Genomic DNA, 16,674 nt, shown 5'->3' with positions numbered 1-16,674 from the left:
TCTGAGCTGATGCAGTGTCAGATCTGATCCGATCCGGTCGTGTCCGGTCAGGCCCGGGAGGCTCCGCCATGAGCGACAGCGACAGCGGCATCGTCGAGTACGGACAGCTCTTCGTCGGCGGCAGATGGGCCGAGCCCGCCGCCGGGCCGCGCGGTGAGGTCATCGAGGTCGTCTCGCCCCACACCGAGGCCGTCATCGGGCGCGTCCCGCACGCCGGGCGCATCGATGTGGACCGGGCCGTCGCGGCAGCGCGGAGCTCCTTCGACTCCGGCGTGTGGTCAGGGCTGCCGCTGGCGGAACGGATCGCCGTCGTCACCCGGATCAAGGACGGCATCGCCGCCCGCCACGAGGAGCTCGCCCGGCTGATCTCCGCGCAGAACGGCTCCCCCTACTCCTGGAGCGTCCTCGCGCAGGCGCTCGGCGCGGTCATGGTGTGGGACAGCGCCATCGCCATCGCCCGGGACTTCCCCCACGAGGAGCGGCGCGCCGGCGCCCTGGGGCCGTTGCTGGTGCGGCGGGAGCCGGTGGGCGTCGTGGCGGCCGTGGTGCCGTGGAACGTGCCGCAGTTCGTGGCGGCGGCCAAGCTCGCCCCCGCCCTGCTGGCCGGCTGCTCGGTGGTGCTCAAGCCCGCGCCGGAGACGCCCCTGGACGCGTACGTCCTCGCCGGGATCGCCCACGAGGCGGGGCTGCCGGAGGGCGTGCTGTCCATCCTCCCCGGGGGCCGGGAGACCGGCGAGTACCTCGTCGGCCACCCCGGCGTCGACAAGGTCTCCTTCACCGGCTCCGTCGCGGCCGGCAAGCGCGTCATGGAGGTCGCCTCCCGCAACCTCACCCGGGTCACCCTGGAACTGGGCGGCAAGTCCGCCGCGATCGTCCTGCCCGACGCCGACCTGGACACCGCCGTCGCCGGGATCGTGCCCAGCGCCTGGATGAACAACGGCCAGGCCTGCGTCGCCCAGACCCGCGTCCTCGCCCCCCGCTCCCACTACGACGAACTCGCCGAGCGCCTCGCGGCCGCCGCCTCCGCGCTGGTCGTCGGCGACCCGCTCGACCCCGCCACCCAGGTCGGCCCGCTGGTCGCGCGCCGCCAGCGCGAGCGGTCGCTCGACTACATCCGGCTCGGGCGGCTCGACGGCGCGTCCGTCCTGGCCGGCGGCGGCCGCCCCGCCGGGCTCCCGACCGGCTGGTACGTCGAGCCGACCCTCTTCGGCCACGTCACCAACACCATGCGGGTCGCCCGCGAGGAGATCTTCGGTCCCGTCGTCTGCCTGCTGCCCTACGACGACACGGAGGAGGCGATCGCCATCGCCGACGACTCCGACTACGGGCTCTCCGGCAGCGTCTGGACCGGCGACCTCGAACGCGGCCTGGAGGTCGCCCGCCGGGTGCGCACGGGCACGTACTCCGTCAACACCTTCAGCCTCGACCTGTTCGGCCCCTTCGGCGGCTACAAGGACTCCGGGCTGGGCAGGGAGGGCGGGCCCGAGGGCTACGCCGAGTACCTGGAGCAGAAGACGATCCACCTGCCGAAGGGGACGGGCGGTGGGTGATCCCCGCTGGAGGGTGACCGTCGACCGGACGCGGTGCGTCGGCTCGGGCCAGTGCGCGGGCGTCGCGCCCGCCGCGTTCCGGCTCGACGCGACGACCCGGCGCTCCCACCCGGTCACGGAGGAGACGGCCCCCGACGGGGAACTCCTCGCCGCGGCGGAGTGCTGCCCCGTGGAGGCCGTCGCCATCCGCGTGCTCGGCACGGGGGAGGCGGTGTTCCCGCCCGAGGAGTAGCGCCGGCTGGAGGACGGCCCGGACCGCGCCGGCCGCGGGTGGCGCGTCCGCAGCCGGAGCGGTGGTCGAAGTGGCCGAGGCAGTCGCCGGCCGGACGGTGCGGCAGCAGGGCCTTGCCGTCGTTATCCGCGCGCGGCGTCCCAGACCGCACTGGTCCCGAAGTAGGAGTCGTACAGTTCCTGGACTTCGAGGAGGCTCTCCGGCGGGACCTTGCCGTAGCGGATGCGCTCGAGGTGGCGGAAGTATTCGAAGCGCTCCACCCCGGGCGTGATGATGACGAGCATGTCCGCGATCTCGCCGGGCGCGGCGGCGAAGGCATGCTGTGTGCCGGGCGGTACGACGACCACGTCTCCGCGTTCCGCGGTGACCACTTGATCGCCGGACAGCAGCTGGGCGGTGCCGTCGAGGACGTAGAACATCTCGGCGGACTTGCCGTGGTGGTGCGGCCGGGCGCCGTTCGCGCCCTTGCCGAGGGTGACGCGCATGCTGGAGAGCGCGCCACCCGTGGCGGAGCTGTCGACGAGCAGCTGGTTGGTCACCGGGCCACCCGCGCCGGTCAATTCGGCGTCAGCGGCGCGTATGACGACGGTTTCGTCGAAGTCGGGGATGAAGAGAGACATCGCTTGCTCCTGAAATGTTGATCACGCCGAAACGTATGCCATGTGCCGGCTCGAAGGCCACGGCCGCTTTGACCTGAAGTGCGCTTGAGGTTCTAACGTGTACTCCAGTTGATCATCTGACGACGGGGGGAAGACGCTCGTGATTCTCGTAACGGGAGCCACCGGGAACGTGGGAAGCGCGCTGCTCAAGGAGCTGCGGGCGTGTGATGCCGGGCCGCTGAGAGGGCTCACCCGTGACGCCGCGAGGGCCGTGTTCCCCGAAGGGGTCGAGGCCGTCGAAGGTGACTTCGCGGACACGGCGTCATTGAAGCCCGCGTTGGACGGGGTGCGCTCGCTGTTCCTCGTGTCGCGTCTGGGCTCGGATGCCGAGATCCTCGAGGCCGCCCGGCAGGCGGGTGTGGAGCACGTGGTGCTCGTGTCGTCCATTACTGTCCAGACCCATCCGCACCTCGGCCCCGCAGGCGAGAACCTGGCGGTCGAGCGACTCCTCAAGGACAGCGGCATGGCCTGGACGATCCTGCGGCCGACGCAATTCGCTTCGAATTCCTTGATGTGGGCGGCGTCGATCCGTGAACACGAGACGGTCCGCGCACCGTACGTGGACACCGGACTTCCCACGATCCACCCCGCGGACATCGCGTCGGTGGCACGGGTGGCGCTGACCGAGCCCGGCCACTACGGGCGGACGTATGCCCTGACCGGTCCGGAGCCGGTGACCGCCCGGCAGCAGGCCGAGGCCATCGCGGCGGTGCTGGGGCGGGAGGTGCCCTTCGCCGAGATCAGCCGGGAGGAGGCCCACGCCCGGATGGCCGCCGTCTTCGGGGACGAGGCCGCGGACGCGGTACTCGACGTCATGGGCGGGGACGTCAACGACGAGATACTGACGGTGCGCGACACGGTTTCACAGGTCACCGGCTCCCCGGCCAGACCGTTCCGGCAGTGGGCCGCGGAGAACGCCGCCGCCTTCCGCTGAACCCACGGGATGTCGCACCGTGCGGGGAGTGAGCCCGCGTCTCCGGCGCGCGGCGCGCGCCCCGGGAGCGCGCGGCGCCGGAGCGGGCCCCGCCACCGGCGCTGACCTGCGTTCGCCCTGGTCCGTACATATGTTTACGCATGCGTTCCGCACAGCATGTTCGTGACAGATGCGACTGTCCCGGCCCCCCGCGGCGTGGAAATCTCTTCCCGTCGCAGCTGAGGGGGGCCGATGGAAAAGCGGTACGAGGTCTACTGCCTGGCCGACAGGCACTTCTACGAGATCCCGGACCGGCTGTCCCGCCCGGCGGGAGGCCGGGCCGAGGACGCTCTGTTCGAAACCGCCCGGCGCCCCGTGCCCGAGGGCTGGGCCAGCGGTCGTAACGGCGACTGGCTTCATCTCGCGCCCGTCGGTGACAAGGACGGCAAGGGCGAGTCCCTCCCCGGGCAGCCCGCGCAGGGCTGGAAGATCCATGTGTCGGCCACGGCCGACGGCGCCGACAAGACCGCCGCCGACGTCTGGGACTACTGCGTCCCCCGGGGCATCCCGTTCAAGTTCGTCCCCGCCCCCCACTTGCTCCACCTCCGCAACAACAAGTACGCGCCCCGGGACGCCAGCGGAAAGTTCGTCACGATCTACCCCGCCGACGAGGAGAGCCTGCACACCACCCTCACCGGGCTGGAGGAGATCCTCGGCGGGCGCCCGGGCCCGTACGTCCTCACCGACCTGCGCTGGCACGACGGGCCGTTGTACGTGCGCTACGGCGCGTTCGCCCGCCGCTACTGCGTCGACGCGCGCGGCAGCCTCGTCCCCGCCATCGAGGACGCGGACGGCACGCTCGTCCCCGACCCGCGCGACCCCGCCTTCCAGGTGCCCTCCTGGGTGACCCTGCCCGCGTTCCTGGAGCCCCACCTGGGCGCCCGCAACGCGACCACCGTCGCCGACCTGCCCTACCGCATCGAGAAGGCCCTGCACTTCTCCAACGGCGGCGGCGTCTACCGGGGCACCGACACCCGCGACGGCTCGCAGGTCGTCCTCAAGGAGGCCCGCCCGCACGCCGGGCTCGCCGCCGACGGCGCCGACGCCATCGCCCGGCTGGAACGCGAGAAGGACGCCCTCGACCGGCTCGCCGGCCTCGGCGTCGCCCCCGGCGTCCGCGACTGGCTCACCATCGGCGACCACCGCTTCCTCGTCATGGACTTCATCGAGGGCCGCCCCCTCAACTCCTTCTTCGGCGAACGCCACCCCCTGCTCGCCGCCGACCCCGACCCGGCGGCCGTCGCCGGCTACACCGACTGGGCGCTGCGGATCCACCGGGCCGTGGAACGGGCCGTCGCGGCCGTCCACGACCGGGGCGTGGTCTTCAACGACCTCCACATGTTCAACATCATGGTCGGGCCCGACAAGGAGTCGGGCGAGGAGTCCGTCACCCTGATCGATTTCGAGGCCGCCGCGCCGGTCGCGGAAGGCGGCCGGCAGATCGTCGCCCACCCCGGCTTCTTCGCCCCGCCGGACCGCACCGGCACCGACGTCGACCGCTACGCCCTCGCCTGTCTGCGGATCGCGCTGTTCCTGCCCGTCACCACGCTCTTCGTCATCGACCGGGCCAAGGCCGCGCACCTCGCCGACATCATCGCCGAACACTTCCCCGCCGTACCGCGGGAGTTCCTCGACGAGGCCGTCGCCGAGATCACGAGGCGGACGGGCGACGAGGCCGGCCCCGCCTTCGCCGGGCCCGTGTCCGCCGGGCCCGTACCGGCCGCGCCCGCCGTCCTCCCCACGACCGACGACTGGCCCGCCGCCCGTGACTCCATGGTCCGCGCCATCCTCGCCTCCGCCACCCCCGAGCGCGACGACCGGCTCTTCCCCGGGGACATCGCCCAGTTCTCCGAGGGCGGCGGCCTCGGCCTCGCCCACGGCGCCGCCGGCGTCCTGTACGCCCTCGCCGAGACCGGCGCCGACCGCTACGAGCAGGGCGAACGCTGGCTGCTCGCCCACACCGACCCCGGCGCGCTGCCGCCCGGCACCCCGCTCGGCCTCTACGACGGACTCGCGGGCGTCGCCCACGCCCTCGACCGCCTCGGCCACACCCAGCGCGCCCTCGACCTCACCGCCACCCTCCTCGGCGAGAAGTGGCAGAAGCTCACCTCCGCCCTGCGCGGGGGACTCGCCGGCATCGGCCTCCACCTCGACCACCTCGCCCGCACCACCGGCGAGCGGCACTTCCACGAACGCGCGGTGGAAGCCGCCCAATTGCTCGCCGACCGGCTCGCCGCCGACGACGGGAAGCAGCGCGCCGGACTGATGCGCGGCGCCACCGGCTCCGCCCTCCTCTTCCTCCGGCTGTACGAACGCACCGGCGCACCCGCCCTCCTCGACCTCGCCGGCACGGCCCTGCGCACCGACCTCGCACGCTGCGTCCGCACGGCCAACGGCGCCCTCGACGTGAACGAGGGCTGGCGGACCATGCCCTACCTCGGTGACGGCAGCGTCGGCATCGGCGCCGTCCTGGACGACTACCTCGCCCACGTCCCCGACCCGGACGAGGACCTCACCGAGGCCCGCGCCGCCATCCTGACCGCCGCCCGGTCCCGCTTCTACGCCCACCCCGGCCTCTTCCAGGGCCGCGCCGGAATGATCTGGCACCTCGGCCGCACCACCGCGCCGGGCGCCGCCCCGGCCGACCTCGCGGCCCAAGTGGCCGCCCTGGGCTGGTACGGCATCCCCTACCAGGGCGAACTGGCCTTCCCCGGCAGCCAGATGATGCGGCTGTCGATGGACCTCGCGACGGGCACGGCGGGCTGTCTGCTCGCGCTCGGATCGGTCGAGGGCCCGGCCCGCCTGCCCTTCCTCCCGCCCCCGAAGGGGCCCCAGAGCCGGCTCCACCACGTCGTGGAGTCGTGACCAACCGCTCCACCTGTTCCAGTTGCATCCGTCCCCATGAAAGGAATCAGAGCCATGGCGCTTCTCGACCTTCAGAGCATGGAGTCCGACAGCCACGACGGTGGCCACGGCGGCGGCGGGCAGAGCACCGTGAGCCTGCTCTCGTGCATCAGCACCGCCAGCGTGCTGCTGTGCCTGTGACCCACGCTCGCGGGTGACCGCTCAGGGTGGGCCCTCTCCCGGAGGGGAGGGCCCACCCTGCCGTCCATCCGTCCATCCGTACGGATACGAGGACCGCATGACCCCGACGGCCCCGGCACCGGAATCTGCCCCCCGCGACGGCGACCGCCTCCTCCTCGCCGCGCTCCGCGCCGCCGCCCCCCGCACGGCCGCCCTCGTCCTGATCGCCGTCGCGAGCACGGGCGCGGCCCTGCTGCTGCCCGCCGTGCTCGGGCACACCCTCGACCTGCTCCTCGCGCGGCGCGACGGCGACGTCGCCACCCGCTGGGTCCTCCTGTGCGCCGCCCTCGTCTGCGTCCCCGCCGCCCTCGACGCGCTCGGCGAGTTCCTCACCGCCACCACCACCGCCCGCACCACCGCCCGGCTGCGCCGCGGCGCGCTGGGCCACGTCCTCGCGGCGGGCACCCGGGCCACGGCCCGGATGACGCCGGGCGACCTCGTCGCCCGCCTCGTCGGCAACGCCGCCCAGGCCGGCACGGCGCCCGCGACCGTCGCCGGCACTGTCACCGCCGTCGTCGGCCCGCTCGGCGGCATCGCCGCGCTCGCCCTCCTCGACCCCTGGCTGGCCCTGGTGTTCCTCGCGGGCGCGCCGCTGCTCGCCCTGCTGCTGCGGGCGTTCACCCGCGCCTCCACCGACAGCCTCGCCGGCTACCAGCGGCTGCAGGGCGAGCTCGCCGGGCGGCTGATGGAGGCCGTCGGCGGCGCCCGCACCATCGCCGCCGCCGGCACGGCCGCCCGCGAACGGGACCGCGTCCTCGAACCCCTGCCCGGCCTGTCCCGCCACGGCCACCGCATGTGGCGGGTGCAGGGCCGCTCCACCGCCCAGGCGACGGCCCTGGTGCCGCTGCTCCAGATCGCCGTCCTCGCCGTCGCCGGACTGGAGCTGTCACGGGACAGGCTGAGCGTCGGCGACCTGCTGGCGGCCTCCCGCTACGCGGTCCTCGCGACGGGCGTCGGCATGCTCGTCGGGCACCTGGGAGCGCTGGTCCACGGCCGTACCGCCGCGCGCCGCCTGGCCGAGGTCCACGCCCTGCCGCCGACCCTCCACGGCAACCGGCGGCTGCCCGCCGACGGCGACGGCACGCTCCGGCTGCGCGGCGTCGGCGCCGAGCGCGGCGGTCGGGCGGTGCTGCGCGGGGTGGACCTCGTCGTGCCGGGCGGCTCGACGACGGCCGTCGTCGGCCGCTCCGGCACGGGCAAGTCCGTCCTCGCCGAACTGGCCGGGCGCCTCGCCGACCCCGACACGGGCGAGATCACCCTCGACGGCGTCCCGCTGCGCGAGCTCGCCCACGACGAACTGCGCCGCCAGGTCGGCTACGCCTTCGCCCGGCCCGCGCTGCTCGGCGGCACGATCGGCGGGACGCTCGCCTTCGGCTCCTTCGTGCCCCCGCCCGAGGCCGTCGTCCACGCCGCCCGCGCGGCGTGCGCGGACGACTTCGTACGACGGCTGCCCGACGGCTACGACACGGCGTGCGCGGCCGCCCCCCTCTCCGGGGGCGAGGCCCAACGCCTCGGCCTCGCCCGCGCCTTCGCCCACGCGGGCCGGCTGCTGATCCTGGACGACGCCACGTCGAGCCTCGACTCGGTCACGGAGGCGCGAGTGGGCGACGCGCTGCTGCACGCCGTCGCCGCCCGCACCCGGCTGATCGTCGCGCACCGGGTGTCGACGGCGGAACGGGCGGACGCGGTGGCGTGGCTGGACGGAGGCCGCATACGAGCCGTCGGGACACACGCGGAGCTGTGGCGACTGCCGGGGTACCGGGCGGTGTTCGGTGAGCGGTAGCCGACCGCTCGTGGTGGGGCCCCGACCCCGCCCAGGCGCGCAAGGCTCGGGCCCGGGCGGAGCCTCGGGACCCGGGGGGTCGGGGGGCTTGCCCCCGGAAACGGTGAAAGGGCGGGACCGGGGCCTCCTTCCCGCCGCAACGGCGCGCAACCGAATCGGAGGTGTCCGGCGGTGCCGAACCAACCGAACCACCCCCTCCTCACCCACCTGTCACGCCACCGCCGCGTCCTCGCGGCCCTCGCCGCCTGGTCCGCCGTCGAGGCCGCCCACACCCTCACCACCGGCTACGCCCTCGCCCGCGCCCTCGACACCGGCTTCCTGGCCGGCCGTCCGGCCACCGGCCTGGCCTGGCTCGCGGCCGCCGCGGTCGCCGTCGTCGTCGGCGCCTACGGCACCGGGCGCACATTCCGGGGCGTGGCCGCGCTCGTGGAGCCCTTCCGGGACGCGCTCGTCCGCCGCGTCGTGACCCGCGCGCTGGGCGACGGCGACGCCGCCGCCGTCTCCCGGCTCACCCACCAAGTGGAGATCGCCCGCGACACGTTCGCCGGTCTCGTGATGGTGACGCGCTCGTTCGTCTTCACGGCCGCCGGAGCCCTGGTGGGCCTGTTCCTGCTCGCGCCCGTCCTCCTCGTCGTCGTCGTACCGCCGCTCCTCCTCGGCCTCGGGCTGTTCCTCGCGACGCTGCGGCCGCTGGCCCGCCGCCAGGAGGCGTTCCTGGCCGCCGACGAGGCGCTGGCGCAGTCGTGCGGCGAGGCGTGCGCCGCCCTGCGCGACATCGCCGCGGGCGGCGGCGAGGCGCGCGTACGGACGGACACGGGCGCGCTCGTCGATGCCGAGCTGCGCGCCTCGACCGACCTCGCCCGCTGGTCCGTGGCGAGGGCGGCGGCCCTGGCCCTCGCGGGCCGCTTCCCCGTCGTGCCGCTGCTCGTCGCGACGCCCTGGCTGCTGGACCGGGGGGTGACGCCGGGCGCGCTCGTCGGCGCGCTGGCGTATCTCACGCAGTCGCTGCTGCCCGCGCTCCAGAGCCTCATCCACGGGCTGGGCACGAGCGGTTCACGGCTGGCGGTGGTCGTCCGCAGGCTGACGGCGGGCCAGGCCGCGGTCGCGATTCCGGCCCCGGTCCCGGCCCCGGCCCCGGACGCCCCCGCCGTCGAGCTGCGCCGGGTCACCTTCGGCTACGGCGCCCACGCCGAGCCCGTCGTCCGCGACCTCGACCTCACCCTGCCGCCCGGCGCACGGCTGGTCGTCGTCGGGCCGAGCGGCGTGGGCAAGTCCACGCTGGCGGGCCTGATCGCGGGGCTGCTGGAGCCGTCGTCCGGCGAGGTGCGGGTGGGCGGCGCGGCGGCGCGCGCCGGGGGTGCGGCGGCGCGGCGCGTGCTCATCCCGCAGGAGGCGTACGTCTTCTCCGGCACCGTCGGCGACAACCTGCGGTATCTGCGCGACGACCGCGACGACCCCGCGAGCGAGCGCGAGGTGCTGGCCGCCGTCGAGGCCGTCGGCGCGGACGCGCTCGTCCGCAGGCTCGGCGGGCTGGACGCCCCGGTGACCCCGGACGAGCTCTCGGCGGGGGAGCGGCAACTGATCGCGCTGGTCCGGGCGTACCTCTCACCGGCCCCCGTGGCGCTGCTGGACGAGGCGGCCTGCCATCTGGACCCCGCCGCCGAGGCGCGCGCCGAGGGCGCCTTCGCGGCGCGCCCCGGCGGCACCCTCGTGGTCGTCGCTCACCGCGCGGGCTCGGCCCGGCGCGCGGATCGCGTGCTGGTGATGGACGGCCCCGGTACGGTCGTCGGCACGCACCGGGAGCTCATGGCGCGTTCGGCGCTGTACCGGGAGCTGATGGGCGGTGGACAGCGTTCCTCACACCCAGCCGGCGCCGCGCGAGATGCGGATCGCGTCCACCCGGTTGCGGGCCCCGGTCTTGCGGGTGATGGCGGCCATGTAGTTGCGCACGGTTCCGTTCGACAGGTGCAGGCTGCGCGCGATCTCGCCGACGGAGGCGCCCTCGGCGGCGAGTGAGAGCACACTCAGCTCCCGCCGGGTCAGGGGGATCTCGGCCGCCTGGAGGAAGCCGAAGCCGAGGGTCTCGTCGATGTAGCGCTCGCCCTTCGCGACATGCCGTATGCCCTCGACGAGCCGGTCAGGAGAAGCGTTTTTGCTGAGGTAGCCCAGGGCGCCCGCCTCATAGGCGCGGCGCAGTGGGCCGGGGCGCCCGGCGGTCGTCAGCGCCAGCAGCACGGGCCGGGCGGCGGCCCGTTCGCCGCCGCCTTCCGGACATCGTCCGTCCCCCTGCCGTCCGTCCCCCGGCCGGAGGTTCACGCACTCGCCCGCGTCCGGGCTGTCCATGTCGGCCACGCAGACATCGGGCCGTGTCGTCCGGGCCGCCGTGGCGGCGCCGCGCCAGGACGTCGAGGACACCTCGAGGTCCGGCTCTCTGCCGAGGAGTGCCGCCAGCGCCATGCGCAGCAGATAGGTGTCGTGTATCAGAAGGACCCGTATCACGGTCTGCCTCTCCCGCTCCGTGTAGCGAAACGCCTCGGACACGTCGGTAAATTCATACCGGCGCGAGCCACCGCTCCGGGTGCAGTTACCCGCTCCCCGGGGGGCGTAAGGGCGTAGGGAGCCGTCCGGGCCCGCCTCAACTGTGAGCGCCGTACGCCTGGCGTGACGGCCGTCAGCGGGCGATGAGCCGGCAGACCGTCTCGATGTCGATCTTCACCTGCGCGATGGACGCCCGCCCCGACAGCCAGGTGATCAGCGCCGAGTGCCAGGTGTGCTCGATGACGCGGACGGCCGACAGCTGGGCCGGGGTGGGCGGGCCGGCCGGGCCCATGGCGTCCAGGATGATCGTGGTGGTCAGCCGGGAGACCGTGTCCACCTCGGCGCTCACCGACCGGTCGGCGAAGGTCAGGGCGCGCACCATGGCGTCGGCCAGATGCGGTTCGCGCTGCATCGCGCGGAACGCCCGCATCAGGGTCTGGGCGACGCGCGCGGCCGGGTCCTCCTCCGTCGGGGGGCGCTCGCGCAGCGTGGCGTGGAGCCGCTCCAGCTGGTCCCGCATGGTGGCGACCAGCAGATGGACCTTGGAGGGGAAATAGCGGTAGAGCGTGCCGAGGGCGACGCCCGAGGACTCGGCGACCTCCCGCATCTGGACGGCGTCGAAGCCGCCGCGGCTCGCCAGCCGGGTGGTGGCCTGGAGGATCCGCCGGCGCCGGGCCGCCTGACGTGCCGTCAGAGAAGGTGCGGCCGTGGACACGAGGGGCGGCACGGCCGACATGGATTCCGTCGTCCTGGATTCCGTAGTCATATGTCCCGTTTCATCGTGTCGTGCAACACTCCGTCCGGCGGCGCCCGGGGGGCCTTGGACGGCACAGCATGACAGGGGTCGGGTCGTGGCGCGAATCACCCGGCGGTGCTCTTTCGGACCTCTGACATCCCGGTAGATTCAAGCTTCTGACGACCCAGTCTGAAACTTGTTCTAGATTAGCGCGACCCGTTACGCTCCGGCGGAACAGCCAGCGAGAAGGAGGCCGGAGTGACCGCTGAGGCCACGGAGGCATCGGTCACGCGAGCCCGCAGCAGCCTCCCGGCCGGGGGCGACCCCGCGCGCGGCGATTCGCCGTTGCGCATCGCGATGCTCACCTACAAGGGCAACCCCTTCTGCGGCGGCCAGGGCGTCTACGTCCGTCACCTCTCCCGCGAGCTCGCCAGCCTCGGCCACTCCGTCGAGGTCATCGGCGCCCAGCCCTACCCCGTCCTCGACGAGGGCGTACCGCTCACCGAGCTCCCCAGCCTCGACCTCTACCGGCAGCCGGACCCCTTCCGCACCCCGCGTCGCGAGGAGTACCGCGACTGGATCGACCTCCTGGAGGTCGGCACCATGTGGGCCGGGCGCTTCCCCGAGCCGCTGACCTTCTCGCTTCGCGCCCGTCGCCATCTCGCCGCGCGCCGAGGCGAATTCGACGTCGTCCACGACAACCAGACCCTCGGTTACGGGCTCCTGGGCGGCCCGGGCGCGCTGGGCGCCCCGCTCGTCACCACCGTCCACCACCCCATCACCGTCGACCGGCAGCTGGAGCTGGACGCGGCGAAGGACTGGAAGCGCCGGGCGTCCGTACGCCGCTGGTACGCGTTCACCCGCATGCAGAAACGTGTCGCCAGGCGGCTGCCGTCGGTGCTCACCGTCTCCGGCTCCTCCCGCCAGGAGATCGTCGACCATCTCGGGGTGCGCCCGGGCCGGGTGCACGTCGTCCATATCGGCGCCGACACCGACCTGTTCTCGCCGGACCCGGCCGTAGCCGAGGTGCCGGGCCGGATCGTCACCACCTCCAGCGCGGACGTCCCGCTCAAGGGCCTGGTCCATCTGATCGACGCGCTCGCCGCGGTCCGCGCCGAGCAGCCGGACGCCCACCTGGTCGTCGTCGGCAAGCGCGCCGAGGACGGGCCGGTGGCGGCGGCGATCCGGCGCCACGGCCTGGAGGGCGCCGTCGAGTTCGTCAAGGGCATCACGGACGAGGAGCTCGTCGACCTCGTCCGCTCGGCGCAGGTCGCGTGCGTGCCCTCCCTGTACGAGGGGTTCTCGCTGCCGGCCGCCGAAGCCATGGCCACGGGCACCCCGCTGGTGGCCACGACCGGGGGAGCGATCCCCGAGGTCGCCGGCCCCGACGGCGAGACCTGCCTCGCGGTGCCGCCCGGCGACGCGGGGGCGCTGGCCGCTGGGCTGTGCCGGATGCTTTCGGACGACGCTCTCCGTCGTCGCCTCGGCGCGGCCGGGCGTGAGCGGGTGCTGGCCAAGTTCACCTGGCGGCAGGCGGCGATCGGCACGGCCGAGCACTACCGCGCGGCGATCGCGCGGGCCGGGGCGACGCCGGGCCGGGCCGGCGGCCCGGGCAGGTCCGGCACCGCCGGGCCGCGCCGCGGTGGCTGAGCGCCGTCGCGGCGGGAGTGGGCCCCGGTCCCGCCCTTTCTCCGTTTCCCGGGGGCTGCGCCCCGGACCCCGGGGGTTCTGGGGGCTCGCCCCCAGGAAACGGGAAGGGGCGGGACCGGGGCACCCGAACCCGCCGCGACGGCGCTCAGCCACCGCGAGGTACCCGGCGGTGCCGAACCGGCCGCAACCCGAACCGCATCCGCATCCCGAACTCGGACGAAAGTAAACAGCCGTGCTGACCGTCGATTTCTCCCGCTTCCCGCTCGCCGCAGGCGATCGCGTCCTGGACCTCGGCTGCGGCGCGGGCCGCCATGCCTTCGAGTGCTACCGGCGCGGTGCCCGGGTCGTCGCCCTCGACCGCAACGGGGACGAGATCCGCGAGGTCAACAAGTGGTTCGCCGCCATGAAGGAGGCCGGGGAGGCCCCGGCGGGCGCCACGGCCATCGCCATGGAGGGCGACGCCCTCGCCCTGCCCTTCCCCGACGCGAGCTTCGACGTCGTCATCATCTCCGAGGTCATGGAGCACATCCCGGACGACAAGGGCGTGCTCGCCGAGATGGTGCGCGTCCTCAAGCCCGGCGGCCGGATAGCCGTCACCGTGCCCCGCTACGGCCCGGAGAAGGTCTGCTGGGTGCTCAGCGACGCGTACCACGAGGTCGAGGGCGGCCACATCCGCATCTACAAGGCCGACGAACTCCTCGGCAAGATGGCGGAGGCCGGCCTCAAGCCCTACGGCACCCACCACGCCCACGGTCTCCACAGCCCGTACTGGTGGCTCAAGTGCGCCTTCGGCGTCGACAACGACAAGGCGCTGCCCGTCCGCGCGTACCACAAGCTGCTGGTCTGGGACATCATGAAGAAGCCCGCCGCCACGCGCGTCGCCGAGCAGCTCCTCAACCCCGTCATCGGCAAGAGCTTCGTCGCCTACGCGACCAAGCCGCACCTGCCCGAGGACGCCGCAGAGTGACCGCCTTCAGCGGCCCCGGCCGCACCGAACGCCTCGTCCTGCCCGGCGTCCTCACCGCCGAGGAGGCGGCCCGCACCGTCGCCGGCATCGCCGCCGTCCAGCGCCCGGACGGCGCCATACCGTGGTTCACCGGTCACCACCTCGACCCCTGGGACCACGTCGAGGCCGCCATGGCCCTGGACGCCGCGGGCGAGCACTCCCGCGCCGAGGCCGCCTACCGCTGGCTCGCCGAGCACCAGAACCCCGACGGCTCCTGGTACGCCGCCTACGCCGACGGCGACGCCGCACGGCCCACCGACCGCTCCCGCGAGACGAACTTCGTCGCCTACGTCGCCGTCGGCGTCTGGCACCACTACCTCTCCACCGGCGACGACGCCTTCCTCGACCGCATGTGGCCGACCGTCTTCGCCGCCGTCGAGTTCGTCCTCCGGCTCCGGCAGCCGGGCGGCCAGATCGGCTGGAAGACCGAGGACGACGGCACCCCCGTCGCCGACGCCCTGCTCACCGGCTGCTCCTCCATCCACCAGGCGCTGCGCTGCGCGCTCGCCATCGCCGAGCACCGCGAGGAGTCGCAGCCGGACTGGGAGCTGGCCGCGGGCCTCCTGGCCCACGCGATACGCCACCACCCGGAGCGCTTCCTCGACAAGAGCCGCTACTCCATGGACTGGTACTACCCGGTCCTCGGCGGCGCCCTGACCGGCCCGGCGGCCAAGGAGCGCATCGAGGAGCGCTGGGACGAGTTCGTCGTCCCCGGCCTGGGCGTCCGCTGCGTCGTCCCCAACCCCTGGGTCACCGGCGGCGAGAGCTGCGAACTGGCGCTGGCCCTGTGGGCGATGGGCGAGTCCGACCGCGCCGTCGACATCCTCCAGTGGATCCAGCACCTCCGCGCCGAGGACGGCATGTACTGGACGGGCTACGTCTTCGAGGACAAGGCCGTCTGGCCGGAGGAACGCACGACGTGGACGGCGGGCTCCCTGCTGCTCGCCGTGGCCGCCCTCGGCGGCGACGAGGCGACGACGGCGGTCTTCGGCGGCGAGCGACTGCCGTCGGGGCTGGAGCCCGACTGCTGCGAGGGGTAACGGGTAACAGGTGACGGCTGACGGGGCGGTGGGCCCGGAGCGTCAGCGCCGTCGCCGCGATCGGCGGCGCGGCCGCCGGAGGCCCCGGCGGCGGACCGGCCGCTCCGGCGTCGTGACACCGTCCGCCGCTCCACGGCCGGTCCACTTCGGCTCGCCGGGGGAGAGGACCGGTGCCCGGCGGTCCGCCTGCGCGCGGATCTCGTGGTGGGAGTCGTGCGAGGTGATGCGCATGGCCTCTTCGTACGAGGCCAGCGCGCCCCGGACGGCCGAGCCCGCGGTGCCACGGCGGCGCAGCACGTCCTTCAGCCAGGTGAGGGAGCCCGCCACCACGGCCAGGCAGCCGGCCAGCACCAGATACGGCACGGCGTCGCTCATACGCCCTCCTCACGCTCCTCGCCCACCCGGTCAACTCCCGTGGTGGGCGTCGGAGTTCCGCCTGTGGGGTCAGGCAGTGGTGAAGTCGGCGGAGTGGTCGGTCGCCCAGGTGGTGAAGGGGCGGGCGGGGCGGCCGGTGAGGTCCTCCACGGTGGTGGTGAGGGGGGCGGGCCGGCCGTCGTGGGACTCCCACCAGTTCAGGAGCGCGTCGGCGTAGGCGGCGGGGATGAAGTCGGTGACTTCCCGCTTCCATTCCTCGCCGGTGACGTGGTTGATCGTGATCGGCCGGCCGGTGACGGCGGCGAGCCGGTCGATCTGCTGGGCGAAGGTCAGCGACTCGGGGCCCGTGAGGGTGAACCGGCCGCCGTGGTGGCGGGGTTCGGTGAGGACGGCGAACGCGGCCTCGGCGATGTCCTGCTCGTGAATGGGGTCGGTGTGGGCGCCGGGGAAGGGCAGGCTGACGGGCCGCCCGGCCTTGACGGCCCAGGCCCACCCCCGGGCGTTGGAGGCGAAGGCGCCCGGCCGCAGGATCGTGGTGGTGACCGGTGAGGCGAGCAGCGCCCGCTCCACGGCGAGGTGCGAGGCGGCGACCACGTTGTTCTCGGGGTCGGGGCCGAGCACGCTCGTCGAGGACAGCAGCACGATGTGGCCGACACCGGCCCGCTCGGCGTGCCGGACGAAATCGTCGGCGCCGGCGGGGCTGGCGTAGAGGAAAACGCTGTCGGCACCGGCCAGCGCGGCGGGGAAGGTCGCCGGGTCGGTGAGGTCGAGCCGGACGGTGGCCACACCCGCAGGCGGGGTGAGGGCGTCGGGATCGGCGGAGCCGACGCGCACGGGCAGGCCGGCCTCGTGGAGCAGGGCGGTCAGGTGGACGGCGACCGCGCCGCGGCCTCCGGTGATCAGGATCATGGTGTCCGTTTCCTTCTGTTTGGTGAACTCTCTGGCGAACTCCGGCGAACGGCATTCGCTACGAACAGCGTTCGTTCGTTAATCACGCTAGGGAACGAACGGTGTTCGTGTCAAACGCTGTTCGTTCGCGGGCTACGCT

The 16,674-nt window shown here is 73.9% G+C and carries 14 protein-coding genes and 1 pseudogene; 10 read left to right on the top strand and 5 right to left on the bottom strand.

The window, feature by feature from the left end; genetic code table 11:
• Nucleotides 1-68 precede the first annotated feature (68 nt).
• Together ACFYZR_RS02395 and ACFYZR_RS02390 are read left to right on the top strand one after the other, a co-directional pair.
• Complete coding sequence (locus ACFYZR_RS02395) at nucleotides 69-1,550, top strand: aldehyde dehydrogenase (protein ID WP_391903768.1); 1,482 nt, start codon at nucleotides 69-71, stop codon at nucleotides 1,548-1,550.
• Complete coding sequence (locus tag ACFYZR_RS02390; protein ID WP_391903764.1) at nucleotides 1,543-1,782, top strand: ferredoxin; 240 nt, start codon at nucleotides 1,543-1,545, stop codon at nucleotides 1,780-1,782. The genes ACFYZR_RS02395 and ACFYZR_RS02390 overlap by 8 nt, the downstream gene beginning before the upstream one ends.
• A 122-nt stretch (nucleotides 1,783-1,904) precedes the next feature.
• Here the strand turns inward: ACFYZR_RS02390 and ACFYZR_RS02385 are convergent, their stop codons facing one another.
• Nucleotides 1,905-2,402, bottom strand: a complete 498-nt coding sequence (locus ACFYZR_RS02385; RefSeq protein ID WP_126913925.1) for a cupin domain-containing protein — start codon at nucleotides 2,400-2,402, stop codon at nucleotides 1,905-1,907.
• Between the two features lie 139 nt (nucleotides 2,403-2,541).
• On the opposite strand from ACFYZR_RS02385, the gene ACFYZR_RS02380 reads away from it, so the two are divergent.
• The 5 genes and pseudogenes from ACFYZR_RS02380 to ACFYZR_RS02360 all read left to right on the top strand — a co-directional run.
• The gene (locus tag ACFYZR_RS02380; RefSeq protein ID WP_391903761.1) at nucleotides 2,542-3,375 is read left to right on the top strand and encodes an NAD(P)H-binding protein; all 834 of its coding nucleotides are present in this window, start codon (nucleotides 2,542-2,544) and stop codon (nucleotides 3,373-3,375) included.
• Nucleotides 3,376-3,606: 231 nt separating this feature from the next.
• Nucleotides 3,607-6,279, top strand: coding sequence for a class III lanthionine synthetase LanKC (gene lanKC / locus ACFYZR_RS02375; protein ID WP_391903758.1), 2,673 nt, complete (start codon nucleotides 3,607-3,609; stop codon nucleotides 6,277-6,279).
• A 54-nt stretch (nucleotides 6,280-6,333) separates the two neighbouring features.
• Nucleotides 6,334-6,459 (top strand): SapB/AmfS family lanthipeptide, encoded by a 126-nt coding sequence (locus ACFYZR_RS02370; RefSeq protein WP_229358432.1) that lies wholly within the window; start codon nucleotides 6,334-6,336, stop codon nucleotides 6,457-6,459.
• A 97-nt stretch (nucleotides 6,460-6,556) separates the two neighbouring features.
• Complete coding sequence (locus tag ACFYZR_RS02365; RefSeq protein WP_391903753.1) at nucleotides 6,557-8,281, top strand: ABC transporter ATP-binding protein; 1,725 nt, start codon at nucleotides 6,557-6,559, stop codon at nucleotides 8,279-8,281.
• 555 nt (nucleotides 8,282-8,836) lie between these two features.
• Nucleotides 8,837-9,907 (top strand): annotated as a pseudogene (locus ACFYZR_RS02360) (ATP-binding cassette domain-containing protein); the annotation flags it as partial.
• A gap of 231 nt (nucleotides 9,908-10,138) precedes the next feature.
• Here the strand turns inward: ACFYZR_RS02360 and ACFYZR_RS02355 are convergent.
• Entirely contained in the window at nucleotides 10,139-10,780 is a 642-nt protein-coding gene (locus ACFYZR_RS02355; RefSeq protein WP_391904360.1) for a DNA-binding response regulator, read from the bottom strand.
• 172 nt (nucleotides 10,781-10,952) lie between these two features.
• Nucleotides 10,953-11,585: a TetR family transcriptional regulator gene (locus ACFYZR_RS02350; protein ID WP_391903751.1), complete on the bottom strand. Its 633-nt coding sequence runs from the start codon at nucleotides 11,583-11,585 to the stop codon at nucleotides 10,953-10,955.
• Between the two features lie 228 nt (nucleotides 11,586-11,813).
• Here ACFYZR_RS02350 and ACFYZR_RS02345 point away from each other — a divergent pair, with 228 nt between their 5' ends.
• The 3 genes from ACFYZR_RS02345 to ACFYZR_RS02335 all read left to right on the top strand — a co-directional run bounded on the left by ACFYZR_RS02345 (nucleotide 11,814) and on the right by ACFYZR_RS02335 (nucleotide 15,251).
• On the top strand, nucleotides 11,814-13,205 hold the full coding sequence (locus ACFYZR_RS02345) for a glycosyltransferase family 4 protein (protein WP_391903748.1): 1,392 nt from the start codon (nucleotides 11,814-11,816) through the stop codon (nucleotides 13,203-13,205).
• A gap of 232 nt (nucleotides 13,206-13,437) precedes the next feature.
• The gene (locus ACFYZR_RS02340) at nucleotides 13,438-14,172 is read left to right on the top strand and encodes a class I SAM-dependent methyltransferase (protein ID WP_391903745.1); all 735 of its coding nucleotides are present in this window, start codon (nucleotides 13,438-13,440) and stop codon (nucleotides 14,170-14,172) included.
• Entirely contained in the window at nucleotides 14,169-15,251 is a 1,083-nt protein-coding gene (locus ACFYZR_RS02335) for a prenyltransferase (protein ID WP_391903742.1), read from the top strand. The genes ACFYZR_RS02340 and ACFYZR_RS02335 overlap by 4 nt, the downstream gene beginning before the upstream one ends.
• Before the next feature lie 42 nt (nucleotides 15,252-15,293).
• Here ACFYZR_RS02335 and ACFYZR_RS02330 read toward each other — a convergent pair whose 3' ends face one another.
• Together ACFYZR_RS02330 and ACFYZR_RS02325 are read right to left on the bottom strand one after the other, a co-directional pair.
• Nucleotides 15,294-15,626 carry a hypothetical protein gene (locus tag ACFYZR_RS02330; protein ID WP_391903740.1) on the bottom strand — a complete coding sequence of 111 codons (333 nt, stop codon included), beginning with the start codon at nucleotides 15,624-15,626 and terminating at the stop codon, nucleotides 15,294-15,296.
• A 69-nt stretch (nucleotides 15,627-15,695) separates the two neighbouring features.
• Entirely contained in the window at nucleotides 15,696-16,535 is an 840-nt protein-coding gene (locus ACFYZR_RS02325; protein ID WP_391903737.1) for an SDR family oxidoreductase, read from the bottom strand.
• Between the last annotated feature and the right edge of the window lie 139 nt (nucleotides 16,536-16,674).

The organism is Streptomyces sp. NPDC001678 (assembly GCF_042892945.1).
In the GTDB taxonomy this organism is placed as follows: Bacteria; Actinomycetota; Actinomycetes; order Streptomycetales; family Streptomycetaceae; genus Streptomyces.
This window is presented reverse-complemented; position numbering and strand designations above follow the sequence as displayed.